This is a genomic window from Marinicauda pacifica (assembly GCF_004793635.1).
In the GTDB taxonomy this organism is placed as follows: Bacteria; Pseudomonadota; Alphaproteobacteria; order Caulobacterales; family Maricaulaceae; genus Marinicauda; species Marinicauda pacifica.
The window spans coordinates 940448-954361 of record NZ_SRXV01000001.1 but is presented as its reverse complement, the minus strand read 5'-3'; the positions used below and the strand labels follow the sequence as shown (position 1 = coordinate 954361).

The window sequence follows — 13914 nt, the reverse complement described above, 5'->3', positions numbered from 1 at the left end:
CACACCGGCATCGCCCCACTCTGGAAGGAATTTAGTCATGTCCGACGGCCGCGCGCTCGATCGTCTCGCTTTCGAAGCCCTCAATGCGGCTGAAATGGCCGCCATTGCTGCCGAACGTCTCGCCGGGCGCGGCGACAAGATCGCCGCCGATCAGGCTGCGGTGGATGCGATGCGCAAGGGCTTGAACGCCATGGCCATGCGCGGGCGCATCGTGATCGGCGAGGGCGAACGCGATGAAGCGCCGATGCTTTATATCGGCGAGGAAGTCGGAACCGGGGAGGGACCGGAAATCGACATTGCGCTCGATCCGCTCGAAGGCACGGACCTGACGGCAAGGGGACTGCCCGAATCGCTGGCGGTCCTGGCGATCGCGCCGCGTGGAGGACTGTTGCATGCGCCGGACACTTACATGGACAAGATTGCGATTGGTCCGGGCTACCCTAAGGGCGTGATCGATCTGGATGCTTCCCCATCCGAGAACGTGCAGGCTCTGGCCAAGGCCAAGGGTGTCGATGTTCGCGATATCACCGTCTGTGTTCTCGAGCGCGAACGTCACCAGCACATCGTGGACGACATCCGCCGGGTCGGCGCGCGTATCGAATTCATCCCCGATGGTGACGTGGCCGGTGTTATCTCTGTCGCGGACCCCGATGGCGGTCCGGACATCTATATCGGCCGGGGTGGCGCGCCTGAAGGCGTGCTGGCCGCTGCAGCCCTGCGCTGCCTGGGCGGTCAGATGCAAGGCCGTCTGCATTTTCGCAATGACGAAGAGCGTGAGCGCGCCAGCCGGGTCGGTATCACCGACCTGGAACGCAAATACGCAGAGCACGAACTGGCCTCGAAGGATTGCGTCTTTATCGCCACCGGCGTCACCGAAGGCCTGATGCTGGCCGGCGTGCGCCGCGGGGAAGGGTATGTGTCAACCGAGAGCCTGGTTCTGTCCTCGGTCAGCGGAGCGCGCCGGATCGTGGAGACCCGGCGTCCGGCATAATGGCCACGCCGCCACTCTCCAGCTCAAACGCCCTGTTCGGCGTCGAGCGCTCGCTTTCCGGCAAGCGCTGGCAGCTTAGCGAGGCCGATGATCGGCTCATCGGCGACATAGCCCGTGCGGCAGGATGCGACGATACGCTGGCCCGCCTCATGGCATCGCGAGGGATCGACGCCGCCGGGGCGGCAGCTTTCCTCAATCCGCGGCTGCGCGACTGCTTCCCCGATCCCTCGCTCTTCATCGACATGGACAAGGCCGCGGGTCTTATCTGGGATGCGGTGCAAGCTCGCCGGCAGATCGCACTGTTTGCCGATTACGACGTGGACGGGGCTAGCTCTGCGGCGCAGCTGATCGAGTGGCTGCGCGCCGTCGGTCAGGAACCGCTAGTCTACATCCCCGATCGTATCGAGGAGGGCTACGGGCCCAGCACGGCCGCGTTCGAAACTTTGAAATCGCAGGGCGCCGAACTGGTGATCACGCTCGATTGCGGTGCCGCCTCCATCGAGCCGCTCAAAGCGGCGCAGGCCCTGAACCTGCCGGTGATCGTCGTCGACCATCACATGATGAAGGAGGAGGTTCCGCCCTCCGTGGCCCTGGTCAATCCCAATCAGGCCGGTGATCGCTCACACTGCGGGCATATGGCGGCAGCGGGTGTCACCTTCATCCTGCTGGCCGCTCTCAACCGTGAAGGTCGGCGACGCGCGGCATTTGAGAACATGCAGGAGCCGGACGTCCTTGCGCTGGCAGATCTGGCAGCCCTCGGCACGATTTGCGATGTCGTTCCGTTGACCGGGATCAATCGTGCGATCGTGGCTCAGGGTCTCAAGGTGATGAGCGCGTGGACCCGGCCCGGCCTTGCAGCGCTGGCCGAGATTGCGGGGGCGGAGGGTCCGGCGACGCCATACCAGGCCGGGTTCCTCATCGGACCCCGGATCAATGCGGGCGGGCGGGTCGGCAAATCCGATCTGGGGGTGCGTCTGCTGAGTGCGCACGACAGGACCGAAGCGCGGTCGATTGCGGCCGAGCTCGATGCCCTCAACGCCGAGCGGCGGGCCATTGAAGCTGAGGTTCTTGGCGCAGCTATGGCCGAAATCGAAGCCAGCCCGCCCGACGATATGACTCCGGTTCTCATTGCGGCCGGGATGAACTGGCATGCCGGCGTCATAGGCATCGCGGCAGGCCGCCTCAAAGAGCGCTTCAACCGGCCCGCCATCGTCATCGGGCTTACGGAAGACGGTCTGGGCAAGGGATCAGGACGCTCGGTGCCCGGCGTCAATCTGGGCGCTGCCATCTCGCGGGCGCAAAGTGAAGGTCTGCTGATCGCCGGCGGCGGCCATCCCATGGCGGCCGGTTTGACCATAGCCGCCGAACGCGTGGACGCGTTTCGCACCTTCATGGCCGAGGTGCTGGGGGCAGAGTGGCAGCAGGCAGACGAGGCGCGCACGGCGCGTTTCGACGCGGTCATGAGTGCCCGCGCTGTCAGCTTTGAATTCTGCGAAGCATTGAACAAGGCCGCGCCTTATGGCGCCGGCCATCCCGAGCCGCGCTTTGCGTTTGCAGACCTGCGCTGCACCTATGCCGAACGCGTGGGTCAGGACCATGTCCGGTTTGCGTTCGAGGATGCCAGCGGATCCCGCTTGGGCGGCATCGCGTTCCGCCGGGCGGACGATCCGATTGGGCAGGCTCTGCTCTCAGGCGGAGAAGGGCCTTGGCACGTGGCAGGACGGCTCAAGGCTTCCGATAACCGCTTCGGCCGGAGGGCAGAACTGCATCTGGAGGACCTCGCTCCGGCGCGCTGACAATGATGCAGCTTTTTCTTCACCCGCCGCTTGCATCAAAAAAAACCAGCGGATATACCCCCGTTCTCGCGAGCCAGTGGGCCCTTCGTCTATCGGTTAGGACGCCAGGTTTTCAACCTGGAAAGAGGGGTTCGATTCCCCTAGGGCCTACCACTCGCGCGCATTTCCCTTAGAAAATCAATCGCGCAAGCTCGCCTCACGGTAGTGTCGGTGCTGAACGTGACTTTGGCCTGCCTCCAGGCTGAGGCCGCCGCGATTCAGTAATCTGGACGTGGGCCCGCGCGGTCACGCCTCCGCCCAAACGAAAACGGGCTCCTGAAAAGGAGCCCGCTCTCGAACCTGCAGCCTACTGGGTTAGAACCCGATCAGCCCTGCGTCTTCACCCGTTCGAGCGCCTGGCGAATGAGGTCGTGGGCGCGGTCGATACCGTGCCAGCCTTCGACTTTCACCCATTTGCGGGGCTCGAGATCCTTGTAGTGCTCGAAGAAGTGCGTGATCCGCGCGAGCTGGGCCTCATGCACATCGGTGTAGTTCTTGATGTTGGAATAGAAGGGCGTCAGCTTCTCGTGCGGCGCGGCGAGAATCTTCTCGTCCTGGCCGCTTTCGTCCTCCATCAGAAGAACGCCGATCGGACGCGCGCGCACGACGCAGCCCGGTATCAGCTCCGTCTGGCCCAGCACCATCACATCGATGGGATCGCCGTCATCAGAAAGCGTGTGAGGCATGAAGCCGTAATTGCACGGATAGCGCATCGGCGTGTGCAGGAAACGGTCGACGAAGACGGTGCCCGATTCCTTGTCCATCTCGTACTTGACCGGCTGGCCGCCAACCGGGACTTCGACGATGACGTTGATGTCTTCAGGCGGGTTCACACCGGCCGCGATCTTGGACAGACGCATGAATGGCTCCGTTTGAGTTGACGCGAGCGGAACAAACTCTGTCAGCACTTCGGATTCAAGCCTTTTGTGCGATGCACCAGACGCGTTGCGCAGTCATTGGCCTCTGTCTGGACATCGAGATTGCGCCTCGCATCGCGCGCGGCTAGCTTCTCGCGCATGATACGCTCAATTCTTCTTGCCCTCGCCCTGACCGCCGCGCCGCTGACCGGTGCGTTTGCATTTCAGGATACTGTGTCTGGCGCGCCGGCCGCTCGCGATACCGTCATCGTCTATGGCGGACCTGATCCCGTCATCATCGAAACCGGGGAAGGCGAGGTGACCCTGACCGCAGAAATAGCGGACACGCCGGCACGCCGGGAACGCGGCCTGATGTGGCGCGAGCAGCTCGCCGACGATGCCGGCATGCTGTTCGATTTCGAGGTCGAGCAACCGGTCGCCATCTGGATGCAGAACACGCTGATCCCGCTGGATATTATTTACATCCGGGAAGACGGAACGATCGCCAAGATCATCGCACACGCGCAGGCCATGTCCCGCCGGCAGCTGCCTTCGGGCGAGCCGGTTCTGGGCGTGCTCGAGATCGGCGCTGGCCGTGCCATGGAGCTTGGTATCGAGCCGGGCGATCTTGTGCGTCACGCCATGTTCGGCACTGCCGCTTCCGCAATCGATCAGCAGGACCCGTCGTCCGAAGAGGTTGGCGATGACAGCCCAACCGATGCAGAGGCGCAGCCGGAAGAGGGGTGAGGTGCTTGCGCACAGCACGCATCCTGCCTAAACCGGGCCGGGTAAATCGGGGCGTAGCGCAGCCTGGTAGCGCATCTGCTTTGGGAGCAGAGGGTCGCGTGTTCGAATCACGCCGCCCCGACCAGCCTCTAAGGGCCTTGAACGGGCCCAATGACCGCTGAAGGACGAAACGAGAGATGTTCGCCAAGATCTATCGCCCGGCTAAGAACGCCATGCAATCAGGACGGGCAAACAGCCAGCACTGGGTTCTTGAATTTGAACCGGCGCAGGCCAAACGCCCCGATCCTCTGATGGGATGGTCAGGCGGTTCGGACACGCGACGTCAGGTTCATCTAAATTTTGAAACCAAGGAAGACGCGGTCTCCTACGCCAAGCGCTACGGGATTCCGTTCCAGGTTCGCGATGCGCGTGAAACCCCTCGCAAGATCAAGTCCTACGCTGGCAATTTCTCGTTCGAGCGTAAAGTGCCCTGGTCTCACTAAGGCGTGGGCCTTGGCCTCCGTAGCTCAACCGGATAGAGCGCTCGCCTTCTAAGCGAATGGTTGCAGGTTCGAGTCCTGCCGGAGGCGCCATCTCGCTGTTCAGCGCGATGCAGATGCCAACTACACCCGTTAATACAGCTATTCAGTAGAACTGACAGCGTCGAAATCTAGCTCCTGATCTGACGAGAATGGAGAAGAGACCGATGGCACCGCAAAATGGCGAGACCCAGTTCTCGAAATCGCCGACCGCTGCACAGGTCCGCAAGGGCAAGCACGCCCGGCGTCCCGGCGAACCTGTAGACGACAACGAACCGGCAGCCTCCCCCCTGGGTACGGACGACGAAGCCGCCGGGCGTTCGGCAGAAGCGCGGCGTCTGGAATCTGCGATGCGGTCCGATCCTGACCCCGAGGGCAAGGCCAGAACCTTCATGGAATCGGGCTGGATGCCGGTTGTCGGACTACTTGGTTTTGCCGCCTTCCTCGCATTGCTGATTGCCGCCTTGCTGATCAGCTAGGCATCAAGCGCCTGCTCGATATCCGCCCACAAATCATCAACTGCCTCCAGACCGGTCGAGAAACGGACGAGTGCGCCCTCCGCCTGCCAGGGCACCGCGGTGCGGACCAGTTGGCGGTCACAGGGCAGGACGAGACTTTCAAATCCGCCCCAAGAAAACCCGATGCCGAAGAGATGAAGTGAGTCCGCGATCGCTTCGCCTTCGCGCGGACCGATACCATCGAGAATGACACTGAAGCACCCGGCGCAGCCGCTGAACTGGCGCTTGTAAAGCTCGTGGTCGGGATGGCTTTCCAGAGCCGGGTGAAGCACACGCGCGATTTTGGGATGGTCTTCCAGTCTGCGGGCCAGCTCCAGCCCGTTCGCGCCGGAGCGCTCCAGCCTCAGAGTCAGCGTCCTCAACCCGCGCAACACCAGGAAACAATCGTCCGGTGAGACGTGAAGGCCGTTCAGCCGGGCGCAAGCCTCGACCTGCTTAGCCGCTCCGCCGCGCGCCGCTACACTGCCCATCAGCAAATCGGAATGGCCGCCGGCGTACTTGGTGAGCGACTGCGCCGCATAGTCGACGCCGAGGTCGAGCGGGTTCATCAAAACGCCCGCACTCCAGGTGTCGTCGATCACCGTTGCGATCGACCGTTCCCGGGCGATCGAGGTGATTGCGGCAATGTCCTGCACCTCGAATGTGAGTGAGCCCGGCGACTCAAGCAGGATCAGTACGGTTCGGTCGGTGACCAACGCCTCGATGTCTGCGCCTGCACGCGGATCATAGTAGATCGGCGTGACGCCAAGCCGGGGAAGCTCCGCATCGCAGAAAGCGCGTACCGGCTTGTAGACGCTATCCGGCACGAGCGCCTCGCCCGGAGCTATGACGGCGGCGCGGATGGCCAGCACCACCGAGGCGAGGCCGGACGGCGCCAATGCCACGTGATCTGCCTGATAGAGCTCGGCGAGCACCTGGCCGAGTTGTCCGGCCGGTTCCATGCCGCCGCGGCCGTAGGTCTTCCTGCCGTCACTTGGCGCGTATAACTCGGCCGTGCTTTCGGCCAGTATCGTGGAGGCACGCGCGATCGCGGCATTGACGAGGCCGGATTGAGCGGCAGCTCGACCGGTGTGAATGAGGCGGGTCTCGCGTTTCATATCGACGTAGCGCTCCTTGTTGTCTAAGACAGATTGGCATCCCGAATTCGCGCTGACGCCGGACAGGACCTTTCCGTGTCGCCATACTCAATCATCGACTTGTTTCGCTTGCGCACTCTGGCGCGGGGTGCCGCGGCATTCGCGCTCGGCTTTACCGTATCGCAGGCCGAGCTTGAAGAGCGAAACACCACGCTCGCGCAGATTCGAGAGCGCGGCGAGTTGCGCTGCGGTGTGGATACAGGGCTGGCTGGCTTCGCACTGGAAAATGAGAACGGGCGCTGGGTCGGGTTCGAAGCCGATCTCTGCAGAGCCTACGCCGCGGCGTTTCTGGGCAATCAGAATCGGGTTGAGTTTGTACCTCTGACCACGAGCGGGCGCTTCGCGGCGCTGCTGGACGGCGAGGTGGACCTGCTGGTTCGCAATACCAGCTGGACGTTCGCTCGAGATGCCGGCCAGGCCCTGACCTTTGCAGGAATTTACTATTATGACGGGCAGGGTTTCCTGGTCCCGTCCGATCTTGGCGTCTCCAGCGTGCGAGAGCTTGACGGGGCGCGGATTTGCGTCCAACGCGATACGACCACGGCGCTCAATCTGGGCGACTACGCCCAGACCTACGGTGTCACTTTCAGCCTGGTGGAGGTGGAGACATCCGAAGAGGGTATACAGGCCTATTCGGAAGGGCGTTGCGATGCGTTTACCAACGACATCTCCACGCTGGCAGGGACGCGCGTCACGCTTGACGACCCCGATGCCCACATTCTTCTGCCCGAGGTGATCTCGAAGGAGCCGCTCGGCCCGGTCGTGCGCAGCGACGACCCCCGGTTTGCCGAAGCCGTGCGGTGGACGCTCGTCGCCCTTATCGCGGCGGAAGAATACGGAATTACCGCCGAGACGGCCGACACCATGCTCACGGAAAGCACGAACCCGGAAATTCGCAGACTCCTGGGCGGCGAGGGTGCAATTGGTGATCGGCTCATGCTCGACGATGGCTTTGCCTATCGCGCGATCACAGCCAACGGCAATTACGGCGAGCTTTTCTCGCGTCATCTCGGCCGCGAAAGCGAGCTGGGCCTGCGTCGCGGGCTCAACGCCCAGTGGACGCAAGGCGGCCTGCTCTACGCCCCCCCTTTCCGGTAGGCGACCTCAGCCTTACTGGCCCAGCCAGGGCGGGGTGGGCAGGCCCTTCTCGCGCAAGAATTCCGGATTGAAGAGTTTCGATTGATAGCGGGCGCCGTGATCGCAGAGTACGGTGACGATCGTCTTCCCCGGGCCGAGCTTGCGTGCCAGCCGGATCGCACCCGCGATATTGATACCGGCGGACCCGCCGAGGCACAGGCCTTCCTCCTGAACCAGATCGAACAGGATGTGCAAAGCCTCCTCATCGGGGATGCGGAAAGGTTCATCGATCTCTAGGCCTTCAAGATTTCCGGTAATCCGGCCCTGTCCGATCCCCTCGGTGATCGAGTTGCCTTCGGCCTTCAGCTCGCCGTGCGCATAATATCCGTAGAGGGCCGCGCCGCCCGGGTCGGCCAGGCCGATCTTGATATTCTTCTTGCGCTCTCGTAACGCCGTGGCGACCCCGGCGAGGGTGCCCCCAGACCCGACAGCACAGATGAAGCCGTCCACCTTGCCGCCCAGCTGGTCGTAAATCTCGGGACCGGTTGTCTCGTAATGGGCCTTGCGGTTCGCGGTATTGTCGAACTGATTGGCCCAGATGGCGCCGTTGGGCTCGGACGCGTTGAGTTCTTCGGCAAGCGTGCCCGAATAGCGCGCGTAGTGATTGGGGTTGGAATAGGGAACCGCGTCGACTTCGATCAATTCCGCACCGAGCAGACGGATCGCGTCGCGCTTTTCGCGTGACTGGGTTCGCGGAAAGACGATGACCGTGCGGTAGCCGAGCGCACTGCCCACCATGGCCAGCCCGATGCCGGTATTGCCCGCCGTGCCTTCAACGATGGTGCCGCCGGGCTTGAGATCGCCGCGTGCTTCGGCGTCCCGAATAATTCCCAGCGCGGCACGATCCTTCACCGATCCTCCCGGGTTAAGAAACTCGGCCTTGCCCAGTATCTCGCATCCGGTCATCTCCGAAGCTTTCTTCAGCCTGATCAGCGGAGTGTTGCCGATCAGGTCTACGACGGACGGGGCAGGCGCGGTCAGGTTCATGTGGATTTCCCTTCGATGGACGTTTCAGAAGCTAGGCGTTCAGCCTTGACGCTGCAATCAGGCAGTCTGTGGTGCAGCCGCCGGTGATCCGGCCCGCATCGATGCACGTACCAGTGACCAAGCTTCGCGTAATGAGGATGCAGCGGTTTCATGACTGTTATTGACGACGGTGTCTTGCTGGATCACGCCTCGGGAGCTGCGCCTGCAGCAATCAGCGTGCTTGCACTCGCCCAAGCCGAGTTGAAGCCCGAGACCGCCGCCAGAATCCGCCTCGCTGAAGCCGCGATGGCTGTCTTTTTCGAGGAAGACGCGGGCGCTGTCTTCGATCCGGTCGTCCAGACCGGTGTGATGGCGCGGCTCGAAGCTCCAGAGCCTTCCGTGGGCGAAGAGAGCTCGGACAGCAGCAATGTGCCGAGGATTCTCGTTGACCGCCTGGCCGACGAGGGCAAGGCGTTCGCCTGGAAGCGGCGCGCAGGCGGCCGTGCCGAAATCCGCCTTCAGTCACTCAGTGAACCGGGGATCGATGCCTTCCTCTTGCGCCTGGACCCGGGCCGCTCAATCCCCCAGCACGGTCATGACGACGATGAATACACGCTGGTGATATCCGGCAGCTTTCAGGACGAGAACGGCGTTTATGAGCGCGGAGACGTGTGTACGGCCGGCGCCGGACGAGTTCACCGGCCCGTTGTCGTCGGCGATGAACCGTGCGTCTGCTTTGCCGTCAATATGGGCAGGATGCGCTTCTCCAGTCCCTTGGTCGCCGCCTATGACCGTTTCCTGTCCCGCTATTTTTGACCTCGTCGCCCCCGCGGATCGCGAACGACGGGGTCTGTTCGCCGTGTTTCTAGATGGAGTGCTCAATGTTCAAGATTGTCTCCGCCGCCATTGCCGTTTCGCTCACCGGCCTCCCGGCGCTGGCTAATGCGCCGGACTATAGCCCGCAGGATGGTGAGGTTCTCGCCTTTGACGTCTACCGGGGCGACACCGAGTTCGGAACACACGAGATCGCGTTCCAGCGCGAAGGCGACGAGCTGCTCGTGGATGTCGATATCGCGCTGCGGGCCGGCTTCGGACCGGTCACGGTCTTTCGATACGAGCACGAATCCAGCGAGCGCTGGCGTTCGGGTACGCTGGTGGCGTTCAGCTCCCAAACTCTGAAGGACGGTGAAACCTATACGGTCCAGGCCGACCTCGAGAATGACGCGCTTGTCGTGCAGGGCGAAACCGAGGAGGGGGGCGACGTCACGAATAGCTTTGCGCCCTCCATCCTCCCGTCGTCTCATTGGCACGGTTATCCCGATGGTCTGGAACGGATCCTGAATACCGAATTCGGGACTCCGATGGAGGTCACCGTCGAATATCTCGGCGAAGAACGGATCGCCGCGGATGGGACCACCATCATGGCCCATCACTATCGTCTTGAAGGAACGCTCACTGTCGACTTGTGGTATGACGCCAATGGTCGCTGGGCAGGTTGTGCCTTCGAAGCGCGCGGCCAGTCGATCCGTTACGAACGCCGTTCGGCAGCCTAGCCGCGACATGGCTACCCTGCGCCTGGTGCTGGGCGACCAGTTGACGCGTTCGCTGGCGAGTCTGCGCGACGTCGACCACGAAAACGATCTCATACTTCTGGCAGAAGTCGGTCAGGAGGCGGGCTATGTCGATCATCACAAGAAGAAGATTGCCTTCATTTTCTCGGCCATGCGCCACTTTGCCCAAGCGCTGGAAGATGAGGGTCTTCCGGTTCGATACACGCGGATCGACGACCGCTCGAATGCCAACACCCTGCTAGGCGAGGTTCAGCGCGCCAATAATGATTGCGGGCCTTTCGAACGCCTGGTTCTCGTAGAGCCCGGTGAGTTCCGCCTCATGCAAGAGTTCAGGTCCTGGCGCGAGACGCTTGGTGTTGACGTCGAGATCCGACGTGACGACCGGTTTATCGCGACGCTGGACCGCTTCAACGATTGGGCTGCAGGACGCAAGCGCCTGACGATGGAGTATTTCTATCGCGAGATGCGCAAGGACACGGGCATCCTGATGGACGGCGACACGCCGTGTGGCGGGGAGTGGAATTTCGACAAGGAAAACCGCGAGACCCTGCCTGATGACGTCGCTCTGCCCGAACGCCTATGGGTGGAGCCTGACACGATCACGCGCGATGTGCTTGAGATCGTCGCCGAGCGGTTTGACGGACATTTCGGCGAGCTGGAGCCATTCGGCTATGCCGTCACAAGCCAGGACGCTGAACGTCAGCTGGACTGGTTCATCGAGACGGCGCTGCCCGACTTCGGCAGATATCAGGACGCGATGGCGGCCGGTGAAGCCTTTCTCTTCCACTCCCTGCTATCGCTCTACATGAATGCCGGGCTGCTTGACCCGCTGAAGGTGTGCAAGCGCGCGGAGCAGGCTTATCGGGCCGGCAATGCGCCGATCAATGCTGCGGAAGGGTTTGTGCGCCAGATCCTTGGATGGCGCGAATTCGTTCGCGGTATCTACTGGCGCTTCATGCCGGACTATCTCAAATCCAATCATTTGAACGCCTCGCGGGCGCTTCCAGATTTCTACTGGAGCGCGGATAGCGGCATGGCCTGCATCGACGACTGTGTGTCGACGACGCGCAAGCATGCCTACGCCCATCACATTCAACGCCTGATGGTCACCGGCAATTTCGCGCTTCTAGCCGGGATCGATCCCGGCGCCATCAATGCCTGGTATCTGGGCGTCTACGCTGATGCCTATGAATGGGTCGAAGCGCCCAATACACAGGGGATGGCCATTTTCGCCGACGGCGGGATAATGGCCACCAAGCCCTACGCAGCCAGTGGCAGCTACATCAACAAGATGAGCAATTACTGCAAGCGCTGCGCCTACAAGGTTTCAAAGAAGACCGGCGAGGGCGCCTGTCCATTCAACTATCTCTACTGGAACTTCCTGATCGAGAACCGCGAGCGGCTTCGCGGCAATCATCGCCTCGCCATGATCTACAAGACGCTCGATCGTATGGACGAGAACAAGATCGAGACCATTCAGAGCGACAGCCGGCGCTTTCTGAAGTCCATCGGTCTTGAACCCTGACCTCCTTCTGACCCCACCGCGGAGATTTCGACATGAAAGCACGGCCGGCGCGCAAGACCGACGGAGTTTGCTGGATCACGGGCGGCAGCTCGGGGATCGGCAAGGCGCTTGCCCTTCGTCTCGCCAGTAACGGATGGCATGTCGTGATCTCGGCACGCACGCGCGAGGATCTTCAGGCCGTGGCCGGGCAAGTGGATGGGCCAGGCAGGATTGACGTTGCGCCGCTCGACACCACCGACGCGGACGCAGTCGAACGCGTCGTGGCTCAAATCGAGTCCGAGCACGGTCCGATTGCCCTCGCGGTGCTCAACGCCGGCATCTATCTGCCGGTGCGCTCAGAATCCCCTGACTTTTCCGACTACGCCAAGACCTTCGCCGTGAACCTGAACGGCACGGCGGCGTGCGTGAGCGCACTCAGCCCGCGCATGGTGCGGCGCCGGTCCGGGCACATCGTCATTGTCTCTTCTGCGACAGCTTTCGGGGGCATGCCGACAGCGTCGGCCTATGGCGCCAGCAAAGCCGCGCTATTGAACATGGCAGAAGCCCTACGCATCGAGCTCGATCGCTACCAGGTCTTCGTCCAGGCGGTGACGCCAGGTTTCGTCGAGACGCCGGCTCAGGATGACAACGCATTTCCCAAGCCGTTCATGATCAGTCCGGAGAAGGCGGCCCGGCGCATGGCGGCGGGGTTCACCTCACGCCGCTTCCAGATCACATTTCCCCGGCGCTTCACCTGGGCGTTGAAGGCGCTCTACGCGCTGCCTGCGGACTGGTACATCCCGCTGGTACGAAAGCAGACCGGTTGGGACAAGCCGGACGACGCGCCGAAGTCTTAAGGTTTCTCGACCGCGAACTGGCCGACATCGATGCGGCCCGTGCGAAACCCGGCCTCGCAATAGGCCAGGTAGAATTCCCACATCCGCTTGAAGCGAACGTCAAAACCCATGGGCTGGATCTCGCCCCACGCGTCCTTGAACCGCTCCATCCAGCGATTGAGCGTCTCGGCATAGTCCCGCCGGAACATGTCGGCGCCGACCTGTTTCAGGCCGACGTTTTCGAACTGCTCCTGGAGCAGCGAGACGCTGGGCAGGATACCGCCCGGAAAGATGTAACGCTGGATGAAGTCCGCGCGTTTCCGATACACGTCGAACAAGTCGTCGCGGATCGTGATGATCTGAAGACCGGCCTTGCCGCCCGGTTTGAGTACGTCGGACACCTTGGAAAAGAAGCTCGGCCAGTACTCCTCGCCCACCGCTTCGAACATCTCGATCGAGGCCACGGCATCATAGCGCCCGGTCTCGTCCCGGTAATCCTGCAGCTTGATATCGACCTGGCCGATCAGCTGTTTGCGTTCCAGCCGTTCGATAGCGTAGTCGCGCTGCGACGGGGACAGCGTAAGGCAGGTCACCTTCGCGCCGATCTCGCCCGCCGCGTACTCGGCAAATCCGCCCCAGCCGCAGCCGATCTCGAGCACATGGTCGTCGCGCTTCAGATTGATCGAGCGCGCGAGCGCGGCGTATTTCTCCCGCTGAGCCGATTCCAGCGATTGCTCGGGCTCGTTGAAGCGCGCCGAGGAATACGTCATCGAGGCGTCGAGCCAGAGCTCATAAAAATCGTTTCCGAGATCATAGTGCGCTTCGATATTTTTACGCGCACCCGACTTCGTGTTCGGCCGGAGCCGATGGATCATCCAGTGCACGAAGCGGGTGACTGGTCCGCCCTCGGCGACACCATCCATCCGGTCGAGATTGGCTGAAAAGACTTCCAGCACGCCGGCCAGGTCCGGACTGGTCCAGAGTCCATCCATATAGGCTTCGCCAAACCCGACATCTCCCCCGGCCAGAACCTTGCGCACGATCGCGTAGTCCTGGACTTCGAGCCGACCATGCGGACCTGCTTCCTCGCCCTTGAAATGCAGGACACGCCCATCGGGCAGGGCCACATCCATGGTGCCGGTCTTGATCTTGAGAAGCTGGCGCAACCCCGTCTTGAACAGTCTCGGGACTTCGGACAGGCGCGAAATTGTTTCTGCGTTGGCAGAAATCTCACCCTTTGAGGATGTGGCCGCGTCGGTCATGGCAATTCCTGATATTTGTCGGACACAGTGCGATCG

Annotated in this window: 14 protein-coding genes and 3 tRNA genes; 13 read left to right on the top strand and 4 right to left on the bottom strand. The window is 62.2% G+C overall.

The genetic code is table 11. From position 1 onward, the window contains the following. Positions 1 to 37 precede the first annotated feature (37 nt). The 3 genes from glpX to E5162_RS04545 all read left to right on the top strand — a co-directional run bounded on the left by glpX (position 38) and on the right by E5162_RS04545 (position 2940). The gene (gene glpX / locus E5162_RS04555; protein ID WP_135943746.1) at positions 38 to 991 is read left to right on the top strand and encodes a class II fructose-bisphosphatase; all 954 of its coding nucleotides are present in this window, start codon (positions 38 to 40) and stop codon (positions 989 to 991) included. Then, positions 991 to 2787 (top strand): single-stranded-DNA-specific exonuclease RecJ, encoded by a 1797-nt coding sequence (gene recJ, locus E5162_RS04550; protein WP_135943745.1) that lies wholly within the window; start codon positions 991 to 993, stop codon positions 2785 to 2787. The genes glpX and recJ overlap by 1 nt, the downstream gene beginning before the upstream one ends. Before the next feature lie 78 nt (positions 2788 to 2865). Then, positions 2866 to 2940, top strand: a tRNA-Glu gene (locus E5162_RS04545). A gap of 212 nt (positions 2941 to 3152) precedes the next feature. On the opposite strand, the gene ppa is transcribed toward E5162_RS04545, so the two are convergent. Continuing rightward, the gene (ppa, locus tag E5162_RS04540; RefSeq protein ID WP_135943744.1) at positions 3153 to 3686 is read right to left on the bottom strand and encodes an inorganic diphosphatase; all 534 of its coding nucleotides are present in this window, start codon (positions 3684 to 3686) and stop codon (positions 3153 to 3155) included. Between the two features lie 156 nt (positions 3687 to 3842). Here ppa and E5162_RS04535 point away from each other — a divergent pair, with 156 nt between their 5' ends. The 5 genes from E5162_RS04535 (at position 3843) to E5162_RS04515 (ending at position 5427) form a co-directional block, all read left to right on the top strand. Beyond that, the gene (locus E5162_RS04535; protein WP_135943743.1) at positions 3843 to 4430 is read left to right on the top strand and encodes a DUF192 domain-containing protein; all 588 of its coding nucleotides are present in this window, start codon (positions 3843 to 3845) and stop codon (positions 4428 to 4430) included. A gap of 47 nt (positions 4431 to 4477) precedes the next feature. Then, positions 4478 to 4554 (top strand) — tRNA-Pro (locus E5162_RS04530). Between the two features lie 52 nt (positions 4555 to 4606). Further along, the gene (locus tag E5162_RS04525) at positions 4607 to 4912 is read left to right on the top strand and encodes an ETC complex I subunit (protein WP_135943742.1); all 306 of its coding nucleotides are present in this window, start codon (positions 4607 to 4609) and stop codon (positions 4910 to 4912) included. A gap of 13 nt (positions 4913 to 4925) precedes the next feature. Further along, positions 4926 to 5002: transfer RNA gene (locus tag E5162_RS04520), tRNA-Arg, on the top strand. Between the two features lie 113 nt (positions 5003 to 5115). After that, positions 5116 to 5427, top strand: coding sequence for a hypothetical protein (locus E5162_RS04515; protein WP_135943741.1), 312 nt, complete (start codon positions 5116 to 5118; stop codon positions 5425 to 5427). On the opposite strand, the gene metC is transcribed toward E5162_RS04515, so the two are convergent. Further along, positions 5424 to 6563: a cystathionine beta-lyase gene (gene metC / locus E5162_RS04510; RefSeq protein ID WP_135943740.1), complete on the bottom strand. Its 1140-nt coding sequence runs from the start codon at positions 6561 to 6563 to the stop codon at positions 5424 to 5426. The two genes, E5162_RS04515 and metC, sit on opposite strands and share 4 nt — an antisense overlap. Before the next feature lie 75 nt (positions 6564 to 6638). On the opposite strand from metC, the gene E5162_RS04505 reads away from it, so the two are divergent. After that, positions 6639 to 7700 (top strand): amino acid ABC transporter substrate-binding protein, encoded by a 1062-nt coding sequence (locus tag E5162_RS04505; protein ID WP_135943739.1) that lies wholly within the window; start codon positions 6639 to 6641, stop codon positions 7698 to 7700. A gap of 12 nt (positions 7701 to 7712) precedes the next feature. On the opposite strand, the gene E5162_RS04500 is transcribed toward E5162_RS04505, so the two are convergent. Next, a complete protein-coding gene (locus E5162_RS04500; protein WP_135943738.1) occupies positions 7713 to 8726 on the bottom strand; it encodes a cysteine synthase A in 1014 nt (337 codons plus the stop codon). Between the two features lie 150 nt (positions 8727 to 8876). Here E5162_RS04500 and E5162_RS04495 point away from each other — a divergent pair, with 150 nt between their 5' ends. The 4 genes from E5162_RS04495 (at position 8877) to E5162_RS04480 (ending at position 12637) form a co-directional block, all read left to right on the top strand. Then, positions 8877 to 9521 carry a cupin domain-containing protein gene (locus E5162_RS04495; RefSeq protein ID WP_135943737.1) on the top strand — a complete coding sequence of 215 codons (645 nt, stop codon included), beginning with the start codon at positions 8877 to 8879 and terminating at the stop codon, positions 9519 to 9521. 65 nt (positions 9522 to 9586) lie between these two features. After that, positions 9587 to 10258, top strand: coding sequence for a DUF6134 family protein (locus E5162_RS04490; RefSeq protein WP_135943736.1), 672 nt, complete (start codon positions 9587 to 9589; stop codon positions 10256 to 10258). Between the two features lie 7 nt (positions 10259 to 10265). Further along, positions 10266 to 11801, top strand: coding sequence for a cryptochrome/photolyase family protein (locus E5162_RS04485; protein ID WP_135943735.1), 1536 nt, complete (start codon positions 10266 to 10268; stop codon positions 11799 to 11801). 32 nt (positions 11802 to 11833) lie between these two features. Beyond that, the gene (locus E5162_RS04480; RefSeq protein ID WP_135943734.1) at positions 11834 to 12637 is read left to right on the top strand and encodes an SDR family NAD(P)-dependent oxidoreductase; all 804 of its coding nucleotides are present in this window, start codon (positions 11834 to 11836) and stop codon (positions 12635 to 12637) included. On the opposite strand, the gene E5162_RS04475 is transcribed toward E5162_RS04480, so the two are convergent. Continuing rightward, the gene (locus tag E5162_RS04475; RefSeq protein WP_135943733.1) at positions 12634 to 13878 is read right to left on the bottom strand and encodes an SAM-dependent methyltransferase; all 1245 of its coding nucleotides are present in this window, start codon (positions 13876 to 13878) and stop codon (positions 12634 to 12636) included. The genes E5162_RS04480 and E5162_RS04475 overlap by 4 nt on opposite strands. Between the last annotated feature and the right edge of the window lie 36 nt (positions 13879 to 13914).